This is a genomic window from Exiguobacterium sp. SRB7LM, assembly GCF_015712685.1.
Classification (GTDB): domain Bacteria; phylum Bacillota; class Bacilli; order Exiguobacteriales; family Exiguobacteriaceae; genus Exiguobacterium; species Exiguobacterium profundum.
In genome coordinates this window covers 937,959-954,887 of record NZ_VWVR01000006.1, presented here as the reverse complement: position 1 = coordinate 954,887, position 16,929 = coordinate 937,959, and the positions used below count along the sequence as shown (strand labels likewise).

The following is a 16,929-nucleotide window of genomic DNA, read 5'->3' as shown; positions in this document are numbered from 1 at the left end:
ATGGCAGGTGTCTCTATGGAAGCCTATAACGTTAAAATTGATACGTTCGAAGGTCCACTCGACCTGTTGCTCCATTTGATTGGAAAAATGGAGATTGATATCGTCGACATTTCCGTGGCAGAAGTCACTGACCAGTATGTCGGCTATATTCGCACGATGCAAAAATTTGAACTCGATGTGGCCAGTGAATACTTGGTCATGGCGGCGACGTTGCTCCAATTGAAGAGCAAACAATTGTTACCGCCAGTTTCGGTCGAGGATGAAGAGGTTCCAGACTTCAGTGAGGAACCGACGCGTGAAGGTCTCATTCGTCAATTGATTGAATACAAAGCATATAAAGAAGCGGTCGTCTTCATGCGTGAACAAGAAGAACACCGGCTTGAATTGTATACGCGACCGGGTGAAGATTTGACGACTTATATGTCTGAAGAGGTGTCTAAGTATGACGGACCACTCAACTTCTCGGATCTTCTCCACGCCTATTCGAAGATGATTGAACGGAAACGTTGGAAAGAACGACGCAAAAAGACGATCAAGCGGGAAGAGCGTACGCTTGAAGAGCAGATGACCCGTCTTCATGAACACGTATCGTCGACGAGACAAACGTCATTTTTCTCCTTTTTTGTCGAGCAACCGAACGTCTCGGATCTCGTGGTAACGTTTATGGCGCTTCTTGAGCTGATCAAGCTACGGGTCGTCGTAACAAAACAACTCGACCAAGATATTCAAATCTCATTCATTGAATCATCAAAGAAAGGGGATGAAGCGGTTGCTGTCTTATGAGACGATTATTGAAGGATTGCTGTTCGTCGTCGGTGATGAAGGGATGGAAGTACGAGCGCTTGCCGAGACGCTCGATATCTCAGAAGCTGCGGCACGAGAACAGCTCAGTAAGCTAGAGACATCGTTCAAGTCATCGAATCGACCGTTTCAGCTCATGGAATCGGCAGGTGTCTACAAGCTCGTGACCGTTCCGGACGTCTCTCCGTACATTCAAAAATATGTCGGGACGATGGCTGAGCAGGCGCTCTCACGTGCAGCGATGGAGACGCTAGTTATCATCGCCTACAAACAGCCGGTCACACGAGCGGATATCGAAGAGATTCGCGGAGTCAAAGTCGAACGGGTCATCCATACGTTGTTATCGAAAGGATTGATCGAATCGGCTGGTCGTGCGAAGACGATTGGTCGTGCCAAGCTGTATCGTACGACAGAGCACTTCCTCGACCATTTCGGGTTCAACTCGCTCGAAGAATTGCCACCATTAACATTTGAGGATGAACTGACAGACGAAGGCGATTTGTTCTTCGGTCAGGAATCACCGAAGCAAGAAGAGAGATTGGAGAAGGATTAATCATATGGAACGTTTGCAAAAAGTAATCGCACAAGCGGGGGTCGCCTCGCGTCGGAAAGCGGAAGAAATGATTTTGGATGGTCGCGTCCGCGTGAACGGAAAAGTCGTCCGTGAACTCGGGACGAAAGTTGGACCGAAGTCAGAGATTGAAGTCGATGGCGTCAAAATCGAACAAGAAGAGCACGTCTACTATTTGCTTTATAAACCGAGTGGCTACGTATCGACGGTCGATGACGACAAAGGACGTAAAGTCATCACAGACCTCGTCCCACCAGGAGCACGTGTATTCCCGGTCGGTCGTCTTGACTACAACACGACGGGTCTCATCATCTTGACGAACGATGGTGAGTTCTCGAACATGATGACACACCCGAAATATAAAATTCAAAAGCGCTATGTGGCAAAAGTGAAGAACATCCCATCTTACTTGGCCATCAAACAGCTTGAGTCTGGTGTCGAACTCGATGACGGATTCAAAACGGGAAGTGCGAAAGTGAAGATGAAGTCTGTAGACCAGAAGAAGAACACAGCCATCCTCGAAATCGTCATCTCGGAAGGTCACAATCGTCAAATCCGTCGGATGGTGGAAGCCATTGGTTCAGAGGTCATCAAACTGAAGCGTGAACAGTTCGGTTTCTTGACGCTCGACGGTCTGAACACGGGCGACTGGCGTGAACTTTCACACAAAGAAATCAGTAAGCTTCGGGAACTTGCGAACCCTACCGTTCCACCGAAACCACGAGGCAAAAAGAAGAAAAAATAACAACAAAAAATCGTCCTGAAATAGGATGATTTTTTTGATTGTGTAGATTGTGTGACAAAAAAATGAAAAAAGTCTGTTAATGTGCGTTTTTAATGTTTTTTCAGTACAATAGCAACTGAAGGATGGTGTGAAAACGATGACAAAAGATCAACAAAAAGACGACCGGATGGAACAAGCGGTCGCAAAAAAGAAAAAGAGGTCATTTTGGCGGATGATGATCATGACGGTCGTTCTCTTCGCGGGAGCGGTTACGATCATGCAAACATTCGACCAAGCGGGTAATGATGGACGCATCGAGGCGGGCGACGAGGCACCGAACTTCAAGCTCGTCACACTCGACGGTTCGACCTTGTATGAGCGAGATAACTACGAAGGGAAAGGGATGCTCTTGAACTTCTGGGGTACGTTCTGTGAACCGTGTAAGAAAGAGATGCCGGTCGTACAAGAAAACTATGCGACACTTCAAGACATGGGTGTCGATTTTTGGGCCGTGAACGTCGGAGAGACACCGCTTCGTGTCGATAATTTCATCAACGACCTCGGTGTCGGGCTCGACTATCCGATTTTGATGGATACCCAGAGCGAAGTCGAAGGAGCGTATGGCATTTATAACCTACCCGTCACATTCGTCATCGATGGTGAAGGGAACGTAATTGAAAAGTATGAAGGTGAACTCACGAAAGAGAAATTGATGGAGCTAGCCGAGAAGTCATTGTAAGCGAACGGGGGACGCACAGATGCTAGATATGAAATACGAAGGCGCTGATTTACGGTCGAAGCGTCGTCCGAAATCGATCATTGACCGTGTGTGGAACTTCTTTGCATCGGTCAAAGTGGGGTTGTGGTTAATTGCATTGATTATTGTCGGTTCGGCAATCGGAACAATCTTTCCTCAAGAGATGTACATCCCACAACAATTACCGCCTGAACAATATTATATGGAGGAGTATGGAACACCGGGTTCTATTTATTACGCCCTCGGATTCCATAACCTATACACATCGTGGTGGTACATCGGTCTGATTGTCATGTTGACGCTCTCACTCGTCGTCGTGTCGATTGACCGTGGGGTTCCGCTCTATAAGGCGCTTAAAAAACAACCGGTCAGACGGACAGAACGTTTTATGAAGGGGCAACGTCTCTTCGGACAAGGTGATGGGACGGAGGCTCAAATTGACGAGATCGCAGTCGCACTTAAAAAGAAACGATATACCGTCAAACGGGACGGCGATGCTCTGTTAGCAGAGAAACACCGGTTTGGTCGTTGGGGTCCGTACGTCAACCACCTCGGACTTGTCATCTTCTTCCTAGGGGCGATGCTGCGAGTGTTCCCTGCATTCCATACGGATACGCTCGAATGGGTGCGTGAAGGCGACACGGTGTCGCTAGAGGCGACTGACGGCGAGTACTACTTACGGAACGACCAGTTCATTCTTGAAATGTACGACCCTGAGAACAATGAAGAGGACGCGAAGTTCGCGGCCGCCATTGAAAAAGCAGGAGCCGTTCCTAAAAATTATGAGACAGAGTTGACGTTATTCAAAAAGACGGGAACGAACGAGGACGGATCGCCGCAACTCGAGCAAGTCGATGTCGGTTCGACGAAAGTCAACCACCCGTTTAAGTTCGATAAATTTGAAGTGTATCAGGAACAATATTCAAGTCGTCCAGAGTTCTTATCGATGTCGTTCATGTTGGCAGATAAAGAAACCGGCGACGAATATGGTCCGTTCAAAGTTGATTTGGAGAATCCGGAGAAGTCTTATGAGCTCGATGGGGTCACCGTCACGTTGAAAGATTTGTATCCAGACTTTGAAGTGAAAGATGGACAACCGAATACGAAATCACCACGTGCACTGAATCCTGCCTTCTTCTTCAACGTTGAATCACCTGAAGGAGAAACGGAGTCGAATTTAATCGGCATTCGTCTGAATGTCGCTGATGAAGAGAACCGCTACGATGTCCAGTTTGCAGGTACAGAGATGGCGAGCACGAGTGGTTTACGTGTGAAGAGTGACTCCACCTATCCGATTTTGATCGTCGGTGCCACGATCTTTATGATCGGTATTGCGATGGGCATGTACTGGCCACACCGTCGCGTTTGGATCCGTCGTCATGAAGAGGGCGTGCTTGTCGCCGGTTTTACGAATAAAAACCCGTCCTCGCTCCGTCGTGAAGTGTCGCCGCTATTAGAACAAACTGGCTTACCGATGTGGGAAGACCAGGCGAGATTCACAGAGAAGTCGGAGAACGAGTCAACAGATGAAAGAGGGGAATCTTGATGGAATGGATTGAATGGAGCAGCCGAATGCTGTTTATCGCGTTCTTCCTGTACGCAATCTCGACGGTTCTCTTTACGATTGCCGTCAGTGGTATGCGTAAAGATCGAAACGTCAACCGTGTTGCCTATGGGAAATACGCCTTTATCTTGGCAATCATCGGCTTTGTCGCTCAAATGACATATTTCTTTATGCGCTGGGCAGGTGTCGGCTATGCGCCGGTATCAAACTTGTACGAATATACGACGTTCTTCGGTATGATGATGGTACTTGGGTTCCTCGTCGTATATGGAATTTATAAAAATGATGTACTCGGCTTGTTCGCGATGCCGGTGGCGTTACTCGTCATCGCCTTCGCCTCAATGTTCTCGAGTGAGGTCGCACCGCTCATCCCGGCACTCAACAGTGTATGGCTGAAAATTCACGTTACGACGGCTGCGCTCGGACAAGGGATTTTGGCCATTAGTTTTGCATCGGGCCTCATTTTCTTATTGAACGAAACATCGATGAAAGAACAGTCTAAGTCACGGACGTGGCTCGAAGTGACGATGTTTGTCCTCATGTGCACGCTCGGCTTCATCATCGTCTCGATGTTATTCAAGGGGATTGGTGCCGGAGGTGTCGTCGAGTTCACGAACGACCGCGGTCAAGCAGAGACGTATGAATATTTCATGCCGATTTTGTTCGTCCCAGAAGGGGCACAACTCGTGTCTGGCGCGAGTGGCTTGTCACTCGAGCTCCCGAACTGGATCAATACACTCAAGTTGAACACGCTCATCTGGTCGGTCATTGGCGGAATTGTAATCTATGTGTTGCTCCGCTTTGTCATCTTGCGTAAACGCGTCGCTGAAGCGCTCCAACCCCTTGCAAAAAAAGTCGATCTCGACCTTGCTGATGAAATCAGCTATCGCTCGGTCGCGATTGGATTACCGGTCTTTATCCTTGGTGGTCTGATCTTTGCGATGATTTGGGCACAGATTGCTTGGAACCGTTTCTGGGGATGGGACCCGAAAGAAGTTTGGGCCCTCATCACGATGCTGATCTATATTTACTACTTGCATATGCGCATTCAGCGTGGCTGGACAGGAACGAAAGCGGCCTGGTTATGTGTCGGTGGATTTGCCATCATCATGTTCAACCTCGTCTTCGTCAACCTGGTCATTGCCGGTCTGCATTCGTATGCCTGACATAAAAGAAGTCACAATTGTGACTTCTTTTTCATTTGGTCCATCAAATCATCGTTGTGAAGCGAAATAATAGAGTGGTATAGTTATGGCAGAGAGTGGAATGTTCACAATTGTGCAACATTCGCTACAACTCGTAATGGGTCTTAGGAGGGTTTCAGGTATGGCTGAAAAAACGAAGATTTTAGTAGTCGACGACGAGGAGAGAATTCGCCGACTTTTGAAAATGTACTTAGAACGTGAACAGTATGTGATTGAAGAAGCGGTCAATGGCGAAGAGGCGCTCGCGCTAGCCCTTGATAACGAATACGACGTGATCTTGCTTGATTTGATGATGCCAAAGATGGATGGGGTTGAAGTATGTACAGAACTCCGGAAGACGAAAGCGACTCCGGTCATCATGCTCACGGCGAAAGGTGAAGAAATCGACCGTGTCCAAGGGTTCGAAGTCGGGGCGGATGATTATATCGTCAAGCCGTTCAGTCCGCGTGAAGTCGTGCTCCGCGTCAAAGCATTGCTTCGCCGCTCTGGTTCGACGAAGTTCATGCACACGAGTGAGAAGTCGAAGGATTTGATCGTCTTCCCACATCTGACAATCGATAATGATGCACACCGCGTCACGGTGGACGGCGAGGAAATCGCCCTCACACCAAAAGAATATGAGTTATTGTTCTTCCTCGCAAAACAGGTAGATAAAGTCTTTTCACGAGAGCAGTTGTTAAAAGAAGTATGGAACTACGAATTTTTCGGAGACCTTCGGACCGTCGATACGCATGTGAAACGTCTTCGTGAGAAATTGAATCGTGTCTCACCGGACGCGGCGCATATGATCACGACCGTATGGGGTGTCGGGTACAAGTTCGAAGCTGCCAGTGAATGATGATTCGTCGAAACAGCATCGTCACGAAACTGTGGCTGACGATTCTCGTTTTGGTCAGTGTCATCTTATTCATCGTCTCGGTGTTGATGCTTGAATTTTTTAATTCCTTTCATATCGACCAGGAACGAGGCCATCTTGCCAAGCTCGGCGGACAGGTCCAATCGGTTTTGTTGAATGAAGGTGACACGTCCCAGACGATTGATCAAATCATCGAAGTGTACGGGGCTAACTATATCTTAGAGAACGGGACGACCCGATCGAATTTTGGAAATCAAGTGGATGGTTTGATGGTGGAACTTGAACGACAGGATTGGGAAACTTATCAGGCGGTCGGTGAGACGGCCATCGGGAATTTCTCATCTTTTGACGACCAGGCCGCGCTAGCGTATCGGACGACCTTCTCCTTATCGACAGGACAGTATACGCTCTACCTGCTCGAACCGCTCGATGCGATCTCGAGTGCGAACGCGGGAGCACGGACCATCATTCTTTGGACCGTCGCTTCGGCCATCATCGTTACGACCGTCTTCGCTTTCTTCTTGTCGACACGAATCACAGCACCGCTCCGAGCGATGCGGGATGCAGTCAATAAGACGGGAGAGGGGCAATTTGATTTGCGTTTGGAGACGAAGACACGGGATGAGATTGGCGAGCTCGCTGCTTCTTTCAACGCAATGAGCAGTCAGCTTTCGAAATATGTGAATGCCCTTGACCGGGAACGGCTGCAACTTGCGTCGATTCTTCGTTCGATGGCAGACGGTGTCATTACACTCGATCGTCATGCGAACGTGATTGTCACGAACCCGCAAGCGAGTCCATTACTTCAAGATGGGCAACCACATGAAGTCGTATTGTCTCTTTATGAGGAAGTGATGGAGGGGACGTCTGAAAAGACGATCGAAGTGAAACAGGATGAGCGGTACTATACACTGACAGTCACACCACTCGTCGGAGAAGACGATTTCGAGGGTGCTGTCGTTGTCATCCGGGATACGTCAGAAAGTCATCGACTCGATAAGATGCGGACCGATTTTGTGGCGAACATTAGCCATGAACTCCGGACACCGCTCGTGACGCTTCAAGGGTATTCAGAGGCAATCATCGATGGCATCACTGAGAGTGACGAGGCGACGAAAGAGTTCGCCTCCATCATCTATGATGAATCGCTCCGCTTGGCAAGACTCGTCAATGATTTGTTGGATTTGGCACGCATCGAATCGGGTAAAGAGACGATGCATTTCACTTCGTTTGATATCGGTGATTTCTTGCCCCGAGTCATGCGAAAGTTCAATCAGATGGCATCTGAAAAAGAGATTCGTTTACAGACCGACGCCCCGCACCGTCTCATCGAGGCGGATGGCGATCGTCTCGAGCAAGTGTTCACCAACTTGATTGGCAATGCTATCGCGCATACCGATTCTGGAGAAATTCGGATTGAGGCCACAGAAGAGACGGACGGGCTACGGATTCAGTTGACGGATACAGGTCACGGAATTCCAAAAGAGGATTTGCCGTTCGTATTCGAGCGATTCTATAAAGCCGATAAAGCCCGGACCAGTGGTTCGAAGACAGGGACAGGCATCGGACTCGCGATCGTGAAGAATGTGGTCGATGCCCATCACGGGAAAGTGAGCGTATCGAGTACACTCGGGGTCGGAACCACCTTCGAGATTTACTTACCATTTGAACAACCACACAACTCGTAATGGTGACTCGCTTGAGTCACCATTTGTGGCATTTTAAGGGGGGAGTCGAATGAAACGTTATACACGAACGGGCGACAAGGGTGAAACATCATTAATCGGTAGTCGTGTCGAGAAATCCCATCCTCAGATTGAAGCGATGGGTCATCTCGATGAGTTGAATAGTCAGATTGGACTCGCCATCGCGCATCAAGAGGATGAGACGCTCCGAATACAGCTGACGAAGATTCAGCACGACTTGTTCGACCTCGGATCGGAGCTGATGTATGCTGAGGCACCGCCAAAAATGGTCGATTTGTCGATCGTGACGGAACTAGAACGATGGATGGATGAGTGGGAGGAGTCCTGTCCGGAACTTGTGCGCTTCATCCTTCCGGGCGGCAGCGTTGCTGCAGCTAGCTTACATGTGGCTCGTGCCGTCTGTCGACGGGTCGAGCGTGACTTAGCGGCTCTCGGAGTCGCAGACCGGCAATTGCCTTACTTTAACCGCTTGAGTGATTATTTATTTACGGTTGCCCGTTACGCGAACGTCGTGGCAGGGGTGCCGGATCAAGAATATGCGCGCGGCGCTGCCGTGTTTCAACCAAAACGAAAAAAGGAGTGATCGGCAGATGAAAGGAATCGAACAGTTCCAACATCAATTGCACTACTCGGTCTATCCGACCAAAAAATTTAAAACGACGACTTGTCTCGTGTCATTCGCCGCTCCATTATCGGCGGAGACGGTTGCAGATCGGGCATTGCTCCCGTTCATTATGGAGAAATCGACGGCAACGTATCCATCCATTGAGTTATTTCACACACCGCTAGAGGAGTTGTATGACACAAACTTATATGCTGGTGCATCTAAGATCGGAAAGGAGCACGTCATCCAATTCCAACTCGAAGTCGTCAACGATCATCTTGTCGGAGAAGACGTATTGAGTCAGGCAATCGAGTTACTCGAAGACGTTCTCCTTCGTCCGAACGCATACGATGGGGCGTTCCAGCCACTCATCGTCGAGCAGGAACGTCGATTGCAACGTCAGCGTATCGAATCGGTCTATGATGACAAAATGCGTTTCGCCCAACAGCGTCTACAAGAAATGCTCGGAGGAGAACTTGCGATTCCGTCACTCGGTACGCTTGAGCAACTCGACCATGTCACACCGAAATCATTGTATGAGGCATATCAATCGATGATTCAACATGACCGTGTGGACATCTATGTTGTCGGGGATGTCAATCGTGAGCAAGTCGAACAGGCTTTCAATCCATTGGAATCCCTTGGGACACGTCGACCACGCCTGTTACCAGAAGCGAGTCGAGGAGAGTTCAAGCGTTTGGAAGAACACCAAGACATTAAACAAAGCAAGCTCCATCTCGCTTATTCACTCAATGTCGACCCAAGAACGGAAGCGGCGATTCGTATGCAAGTCGTGAATGGATTGTTCGGAGGATTCCCTCACTCGAAACTGTTCATGAACGTGCGTGAAAAAGAGAGCCTGGCGTACTATGCCGCTTCACAATATAGTTCCCTCAGTCGGAAGTTGTTCGTCTATGCCGGCATCGATGCGTCGAACCAGCAAAAAACCGAACAGATCATCGAAGAGCAATTGAACGCTTTACAAGCGGGCGAGTTTGAGGATGAGACGTTGCAACAGACGAAAGAGTTGTTGTTCCATCAACGTCGACAACTTGGAGACAGTCCACGTCAATTGATTGCTTGGATGAGTGGAGCAGACGTTCGTCCGTTCTCGTTAGACGAAGAGATGGCAATCATTGAAAACACGACACGAGATCATGTCGTTGCGCTTGCGAAAGAAATGGAACTCGAAGCGGTTTATTGCTTGAAAGGAGGAGAAGCATGAAATTAGACTTTCCTAACGTCGGAGAGACGTTACATCATCACGTTCTCGACAATGGCCTCTCCGTTTACTTGTTGAAAAAGACTGGATATGAAAAAACATTCGCGACGTTCACGACTAAATATGGATCGATTGACCGACGCTTCAAACTAGAAGACTGGATCGAGGTTCCCGATGGTATCGCACATTTCTTAGAACATAAGATGTTCGAGAAAGAAGATGGTGACGTCTTCCAACAATTCGGTCGTCAAGGAGCGTCAGCGAACGCTTTCACTTCCTTCACACGGACGGCTTATTTGTTCGGTGCCACGTCCAAGATTTCGGAAAACGTACAAACGCTACTTGATTTCGTCCAGACTCCTTATTTTACGAAAGAGTCGGTCGAGAAAGAGAAAGGCATCATCGGTCAAGAGATTCAAATGTATCAAGACAATCCGGGATGGCGCTTGTATTTTGGTTTAATTGAGGCGATGTACGAGACACATCCCGTCAAGATTGATATCGCAGGTACAATCGAATCGATTTCAAAGATCACGGCGGAAGACTTGTACACCTGTCATCAAGCGTTCTATCATCCGAGCAACATGGCATTGTTCGTCGTCGGGAACATCGAACCGGATGAGATGCTTGCCTTGATTCGAGATAACCAAGCAGGTAAATCTTTTGAGACACCACGATTGAGTGCTCGTGAGACAGTATATGAGCCGACCACGGTTCGTCTGTCAGAACGGGTCATCGAGATGGACGTCTCTGTACCGAAAGTCATGATTGGGTATAAGGATGTACCACAAGCTGGGGAAGCAGGTCTGAAGCAAGAATTGACAGTAGAATTGCTCATGCATGCGCTCTTCGACACGACAGCTCCTCTTTATACAGAACTTTATGCTGAAGGATTGATTGACGATGCCTTCTCGTTTGACTATACGTCAGAGGAAACGTTTGCCTTTGCCGCCTTGTCGATGGAGACGTCGGAAGTAGATGCGTTTGTCGGCCGTGTGACGGAGGCGTTAGAACGTCCACTTCAGTTGAGTCAAGAGACGCTCGACCGGAAGAAACGCATGATGCAAGGACAGTTCTTGAAAGCATTGAACTCACCGGAATTCATCGCAAATCAGTTCTCTCGATATGCACTCAATGATGGGAATTTGTTTGAAATCCCGACTTTGATTGATGCCATCACACTCGACGAACTATACGAAGCATACGAGCGCTTGTTCCGCCATGAACAACGAACGGTATGCATCGTCAAAAAACCATGAAGACATTGATTGTTGGAGCGAGCGGTACCATCGGACGTGCCGTCTCGCTCGCTTTTCGTGAAGATGAACTGATTTTGCATGCGAACGAGGGTAGTGAAAGACTCCGTCATTTGATAGATGAAGAGAATCTTTCGGCAGAAATTCTCCCTTGTGACCTAACAGACCGTGACGCTGTTGAGTCGTGGGTGCAGGATATGCTGGACATCGACCGAATTGTATATGTGGCCGGACATGCGCTCCATGGTCTCGTCGTCGACCAGTCGATGGATGAGCTCGACCGGCTGTACGATGTACATGTTCGGGCAATGATCCGACTCATCCAGTCCGTCGTTGCAAGGAAGCCTTACGATCATCACGTGGATATCGTGATTGTCTCGAGTGTATGGGGAGAGGTCGGTGCGGCGGCTGAGGTGTTTTATTCAACCGTCAAAGCGGCACAGCTCGGCTTCGTCAAGGCGTTCGCACGAGAAGCCGGACCGTTCAATGTTCGAGTCAATGCGGTGACCCCGGGGTGGATTGATACGCCAATGAATGATACGGTAGAAGAGTCGAAACAATCCGTGATCGATGACATTCCACTTGGACGTCTCGGTGCGGCAGAGGACGTGGCCAACACGATCCGTTTCTTGTGTTCACCGGACGCCTCGTATATGACGGGCACGGTGATACGCGTCGACGGCGGTTGGCAATGATCCGATTCATGTAAATAAACCTGTTCTTTTCAATGCTTCTAAAATAATTTAAAATAGGCAAGGTAGCGAACTCGCTCGAAAGGATGGTTGGGGATGGAACATAAATTCGAAGAGTGGTATCTCGAATATGAATTGTGTCAGAATCGACCGGGTATCCTCGGAGACATCGCATCTCTCATGGGGATGCTTCAAATCTCCATCGTCACCATCAATGGGGTCGATTTGCAGCGACGGGGAATGTTGCTCAAAGCACCTGCCGCCGATCATGTGCATCGACTCGAGCATATTTTAAAGCGGATGGAAGCCATTGCCGTCATCAAGTTGCGCCGTCCGAAGTTACGAGACCGGATTGCAATCCGTCACGGTCGTTATATCGACCATGATAGTGATGACAAAAAAACGTTTCGCTTCGTCCGTGAAGATTTGGGCATTCTCGTCGATTTCGTTGCGGAACTGATGAAGGAAGAACGCCATTTGTTAATCGGTGTTCGTGGAAATCCACGCGTCGGAAAGACGGAGTCCATCGTAGCAGCGAGTGTGTGTGCGAACAAACGATGGTTATTTCTTTCCTCGACACTGATGAAACAGACCGTTCGGACCTCATTATTTGAAGAGGAACGGGAAGGCGATCACGTATACATAATCGATGGTGCCGTCTCTACCCGAACGATGGATGAACGACATCGCCAGCTCATTCGTGAAGTCATGCGGTTGCCGGCCGTGAAAGTCATCGAACACCCTGACCTGTACGTCCGAAACACCGATTGCGTGTATGAAGACTTTGATTATATTATTGAATTGAGAAACAATCCGGATGAGACGATCATCATCCCACAAGAAACGCATCGTGAGTCAGAATGGTTTGAATAATTATGTGAATGGAAGGTGTGGACCCCTGTGACAGAACTAGGGACTTTTTTGAAACAAAAGCGTGAGGAGAGCGGATTGACGCTCGACCAAATCCAGCAGACGACGAAGATTCAAAAGCGCTATATCATCGCAATCGAGGAAGGTGATTACAAAAATCTCCCTGGCTCTTTTTATGCACGGGCGTTCATTAAGACGTATGCGGAGTCGCTCGGCCTAGATGTGGATGAATTATACGAGACATATGCAAAAGATTTACCGGTCATCGAGGCACAGCCGTCTGTTCAACTCTCTCGGAAGAAAACGTATTCGAAGGCTTCCGAGTCGACAAGTCGGGTCTCGAGATGGGTTCCGAAAGTTCTCCTCGTTCTCACGGTCTTCTTGCTCATCACCGCGATTTATTTCGCAGTGAGAAGCATCGACTTCGGTGGTCAGGATGCAAGTCCTGCCGAACCGCCAAGTTCTGGTGTCACAGTCGACCAGAATGAGGATGTCCCGGCTGATGAACCGGTCGAGGAGGAACCGACTGAAGAGGAGCCGACCGAAGAAGAACCGCCAGCGGAATCTGGTCCGATTGCGGTGAAGGAGTCGAATGGGGCAGATATCACTTATGAACTCGCGACGAACGAGAAACTGTCGACCGAGATTTATGTGAAGGAGTCACCTGCCTCTTACGTGGGTGTTCGTGATACGTCGTTAGAAGGAGCCTTTCTCGCACCGGAGTATCCGAACCAGTCGAAACAGAATCCGATTGTCATTGAAGATGCCGAGACGGACACATTGCGTATTCGAATCGGACTCATCGCAGGCGTTGAGAAAATCGTCGTCAACGGTCGTGAGCTCGAGCTTCAAGAGTCTCCGGTCACACAAAATATTTTTGTAAAGAGAGTCGACGCCGAATAAGTCGACTCTCCTTCTAAGAGGAGGCGTTCTATATGAACCTACCTAACCGATTGACGATGCTACGCGTGGTCTTGATCCCCGTATTCGTCGTCTTACTCGCTGTTGATTTTGATTGGGGAAACATCGCTTTTTTAGGCGCTGATATCCCGATGCACCAATTTATCGCTGGTGTGATTTTTACGATTGCGGCCATTACAGACTGGTTAGACGGACATTTGGCCCGTAAGCATAACTTAGTCACGAACTTTGGTAAATTTATGGACCCGCTCGCAGATAAACTGCTCGTCACGGCGGCCCTTGTGTTGCTCGTTGAGATGGATCTCGTCGCGGCGTGGGTCGTCGTCGTGATTCTATCACGTGAATTTGCGGTTACAGGCTTACGCCTCGTCGCTGCCGATGAAGGGATTGTCGTCGCGGCCGGGAAATCTGGAAAAGCGAAGACGTGGGTGCAGCTCTTTGCCATCATCTTCTTACTGTTCGGTAACCCGATCTTTAGCTATGTCGGGATCCCGTTTGGCGAATGGGCGATGTGGTTGGCGCTCGTACTTACAATTTACTCAGGTGCCGAATATTTCGCACAAAACTATAAGATTATTGTGAAGTCGATGTAAGTCGACAGAGACGAGTTGGTTGATCTAGCTCGTCTTTTTTTTGAAGTTGAGGAGGAAATGAGATGAAACGAGCCGAAATCATTGCGGTAGGAAGCGAGTTGCTCTTAGGGGAAATCGTCAATACGAATGCGAGTTACATATCAGAACAACTGTCGAAGTACGGTGTGCCGGTCTTGTATCATCAAGTTGTCGGGGATAACGCGGTACGAATGCGAGAGACGTTTGAAATCGCCCGTCGTCGTTCCGACTTTGTCATCGTCACGGGTGGACTCGGTCCGACGGCGGATGATGTCACAAAGACAGTCCTTTCCGACTTACTAGACCGTCCGATCGTTCGGGATGAGGAAGCGTATGAGACGATTCAACGATTCCTCGTGTCACGAAATCGATTGATGAATGATGGGGACGCTCGCCAAGCCGACGTGCTCAGTGGAGCAGACGTATTACCAAATCCGGTCGGGCTTGCCCCGGGCATGTGGATTGCCGGAGACACGACGTGGTTGCTTTTACCGGGTGTGCCACGTGAAATGAAAGCTTTGGTCGAGGCGACGTTTCCGCAGAAACTATCAGGAGCGACGCTCGTCTCAGAGTCATTACGGTTTTATGAGATTGGGGAATCCGCTCTCGACGATGCCGTGAAGGACTTATTGGACGGCTCGAATCCGACCGTTGCCCCCTATGCCGAGACGGGAGAGGCAAGACTTCGGATCAGTGCTCGAGCGACGGACGAGGTGACCGCGCGTCAGATGATTGAAGAAGTGAAGACTGAGATTATGAAACGGGTCGGTTCGTACTACTTCGGCTCTGACGATGAAACGATCGCATCACATCTTGTCCAATCATTGTCTAGATTGAATCGTACGTTCGCTGTGGCTGAGTCGTTGACCGGCGGCGAGGTACAATCGATGATTACATCAACACCTGGCGCTTCAGTCGTCTTTCTAGGTGGAGTCGTGACCTATTCGGATGAGCTAAAAAATAGGTATTTAGGGGTCTCGCTTGATACAATTAAACAGCACTCAGTCGTCTCAAAAGAAGTTGCCTATGAGATGGTGGACGGATTGTCAAAGACCACCCATGCCGACTATGCCCTCTCTTTCACGGGAGAGGCAGGACCGACATCGAATTCGGGTCGTCCGATCGGTACGGTCTATATCGGAGTGAAGACACCAAACGGAATAGAGGTCATCGAGCGGACGTATCCCCATCAAGAACGGAATATCATCCGCATGCGAGCCGCGAAGGACGGATTATGGGCCCTCATTCAACGAATCAAAAAAGGCGAATAAATGTTCGTAAAAAACTTGTGTATCGTACAGTGTTCACGTATAATAAGAGTATCAATTAAAGGAGGCTCATTTATCTATGAGTGATCGTAAACAAGCGTTAGAAATGGCATTACGCCAGATTGAAAAACAATTCGGTAAAGGCTCAATCATGCGCCTTGGTGAAAATACAGACCAACAAGTATCAGTCATCCCTTCAGGGTCAATCGCCCTCGACGTCGCGCTCGGTGCGGGTGGATATCCACGCGGTCGTGTCATCGAAGTATACGGACCAGAATCTTCAGGTAAGACGACGGTTGCCCTTCATGCGATTGCAGAAGTCCAAAAGCGTGGCGGTCAAGCAGCATTCGTTGATGCCGAGCACGCACTCGATCCGAAGTATGCTAAAAATCTTGGGGTCAACATCGATGAGTTGCTCCTTTCACAGCCGGATACTGGGGAGCAAGCGCTCGAAATCGCTGAAGCGCTCGTTCGCTCGGGAGCAGTTGATATCCTCGTCGTCGACTCGGTTGCGGCACTCGTACCGAAAGCCGAAATCGAAGGGGAAATGGGAGACTCGCACGTCGGTCTTCAAGCTCGTTTGATGTCTCAAGCACTTCGTAAGTTGTCTGGTGCGACGAACAAGTCGAAAACGATTGTCATCTTCATCAACCAAATCCGTGAGAAGATCGGGATCATGTTCGGTAACCCGGAAACGACTCCAGGGGGCCGTGCCTTGAAATTCTACTCTTCTGTACGTCTTGAAGTTCGTCGTGCGGAGACGCTCAAACAAGGTCAAGATATGGTCGGGAACCGTACGAAGATCAAGATTGTAAAAAACAAGATTGCACCTCCGTTCAAAACAGCGGAAGTTGATATTATGTATGGTGAGGGGATCTCGCGTGAAGGGGAACTCATCGATATCGGTGCAGACCTCGACATCGTTCAAAAGAGCGGAGCTTGGTACTCGTTCAATGAAGAACGTCTTGGTCAAGGCCGTGAAAACGCCAAGCAATACATGAAAGAAAATCCAGCAATCGCAGCTGAGGTCGAACAACAGATTCGAGATCACTACGGATTGAATGGAGAAAAATCGGTCACGGTCGAAGGCGAAGACGACGAAGTCCTCTCACTTCTCGATGACGAATAAGCACATCGTCTCACTCGAATTCTTTCGAGTGAGATTTTTTTAGTATAATTTTTTAGGCAATTGGTAGTTCTATCCTGTCCGTGCATTGCATTCTCCCTATTAAATAAGTACAATAAAGTTATGCGCGGGCTTGCCCGTGTATCTCACTTATTAAAAAAATAAAATAACCTTG

At 48.9% G+C, this 16,929-nt stretch carries 17 protein-coding genes; all 17 read left to right on the top strand.

What is annotated here, in order from left to right:
• Positions 1-15 precede the first annotated feature (15 nt).
• The 17 genes from F3H97_RS05700 (at position 16) to recA (ending at position 16,757) form a co-directional block, all read left to right on the top strand.
• Positions 16-783, top strand: coding sequence for a segregation/condensation protein A (locus tag F3H97_RS05700; protein WP_159562415.1), 768 nt, complete (start codon positions 16-18; stop codon positions 781-783).
• On the top strand, positions 761-1,354 hold the full coding sequence (scpB, locus tag F3H97_RS05695) for an SMC-Scp complex subunit ScpB (RefSeq protein WP_074036818.1): 594 nt from the start codon (positions 761-763) through the stop codon (positions 1,352-1,354). Before F3H97_RS05700 ends, scpB begins: the two co-directional genes overlap by 23 nt.
• 4 nt (positions 1,355-1,358) lie before the next feature.
• Complete coding sequence (locus tag F3H97_RS05690) at positions 1,359-2,117, top strand: pseudouridine synthase (RefSeq protein WP_012726494.1); 759 nt, start codon at positions 1,359-1,361, stop codon at positions 2,115-2,117.
• Positions 2,118-2,253: 136 nt separating this feature from the next.
• Positions 2,254-2,835 (top strand): thiol-disulfide oxidoreductase ResA, encoded by a 582-nt coding sequence (gene resA, locus F3H97_RS05685; RefSeq protein WP_047795228.1) that lies wholly within the window; start codon positions 2,254-2,256, stop codon positions 2,833-2,835.
• Positions 2,836-2,854: 19 nt separating this feature from the next.
• On the top strand, positions 2,855-4,399 hold the full coding sequence (gene resB / locus F3H97_RS05680) for a cytochrome c biogenesis protein ResB (protein ID WP_159562414.1): 1,545 nt from the start codon (positions 2,855-2,857) through the stop codon (positions 4,397-4,399).
• Positions 4,399-5,583, top strand: a complete 1,185-nt coding sequence (ccsB, locus tag F3H97_RS05675) for a c-type cytochrome biogenesis protein CcsB (protein ID WP_031423441.1) — start codon at positions 4,399-4,401, stop codon at positions 5,581-5,583. The genes resB and ccsB overlap by 1 nt, the downstream gene beginning before the upstream one ends.
• A 160-nt stretch (positions 5,584-5,743) precedes the next feature.
• Positions 5,744-6,460 carry a response regulator transcription factor gene (locus tag F3H97_RS05670; RefSeq protein ID WP_147538010.1) on the top strand — a complete coding sequence of 239 codons (717 nt, stop codon included), beginning with the start codon at positions 5,744-5,746 and terminating at the stop codon, positions 6,458-6,460.
• The gene (locus tag F3H97_RS05665) at positions 6,457-8,166 is read left to right on the top strand and encodes a HAMP domain-containing sensor histidine kinase (RefSeq protein WP_143180242.1); all 1,710 of its coding nucleotides are present in this window, start codon (positions 6,457-6,459) and stop codon (positions 8,164-8,166) included. Before F3H97_RS05670 ends, F3H97_RS05665 begins: the two co-directional genes overlap by 4 nt.
• A 49-nt stretch (positions 8,167-8,215) precedes the next feature.
• Positions 8,216-8,767: a cob(I)yrinic acid a,c-diamide adenosyltransferase gene (locus F3H97_RS05660; RefSeq protein ID WP_012726488.1), complete on the top strand. Its 552-nt coding sequence runs from the start codon at positions 8,216-8,218 to the stop codon at positions 8,765-8,767.
• A 7-nt stretch (positions 8,768-8,774) separates the two neighbouring features.
• Positions 8,775-10,013: an EF-P 5-aminopentanol modification-associated protein YfmF gene (gene yfmF, locus F3H97_RS05655; RefSeq protein ID WP_196430829.1), complete on the top strand. Its 1,239-nt coding sequence runs from the start codon at positions 8,775-8,777 to the stop codon at positions 10,011-10,013.
• Positions 10,010-11,269 (top strand): EF-P 5-aminopentanol modification-associated protein YfmH, encoded by a 1,260-nt coding sequence (gene yfmH / locus F3H97_RS05650; RefSeq protein WP_074036828.1) that lies wholly within the window; start codon positions 10,010-10,012, stop codon positions 11,267-11,269. Before yfmF ends, yfmH begins: the two co-directional genes overlap by 4 nt.
• Entirely contained in the window at positions 11,248-11,961 is a 714-nt protein-coding gene (ymfI, locus tag F3H97_RS05645; RefSeq protein ID WP_230872818.1) for an elongation factor P 5-aminopentanone reductase, read from the top strand. Before yfmH ends, ymfI begins: the two co-directional genes overlap by 22 nt.
• 93 nt (positions 11,962-12,054) lie before the next feature.
• Entirely contained in the window at positions 12,055-12,831 is a 777-nt protein-coding gene (locus tag F3H97_RS05640) for a YmfK family protein (RefSeq protein WP_012726484.1), read from the top strand.
• Between the two features lie 27 nt (positions 12,832-12,858).
• On the top strand, positions 12,859-13,731 hold the full coding sequence (locus F3H97_RS05635; RefSeq protein ID WP_078147046.1) for a helix-turn-helix domain-containing protein: 873 nt from the start codon (positions 12,859-12,861) through the stop codon (positions 13,729-13,731).
• 32 nt (positions 13,732-13,763) lie between these two features.
• A complete protein-coding gene (gene pgsA, locus F3H97_RS05630) occupies positions 13,764-14,342 on the top strand; it encodes a CDP-diacylglycerol--glycerol-3-phosphate 3-phosphatidyltransferase (RefSeq protein ID WP_074036832.1) in 579 nt (192 codons plus the stop codon).
• Between the two features lie 62 nt (positions 14,343-14,404).
• Positions 14,405-15,631, top strand: a complete 1,227-nt coding sequence (locus F3H97_RS05625) for a competence/damage-inducible protein A (protein WP_196430828.1) — start codon at positions 14,405-14,407, stop codon at positions 15,629-15,631.
• A 76-nt stretch (positions 15,632-15,707) separates the two neighbouring features.
• On the top strand, positions 15,708-16,757 hold the full coding sequence (gene recA / locus F3H97_RS05620; RefSeq protein WP_196430827.1) for a recombinase RecA: 1,050 nt from the start codon (positions 15,708-15,710) through the stop codon (positions 16,755-16,757).
• Positions 16,758-16,929 lie beyond the last annotated feature (172 nt).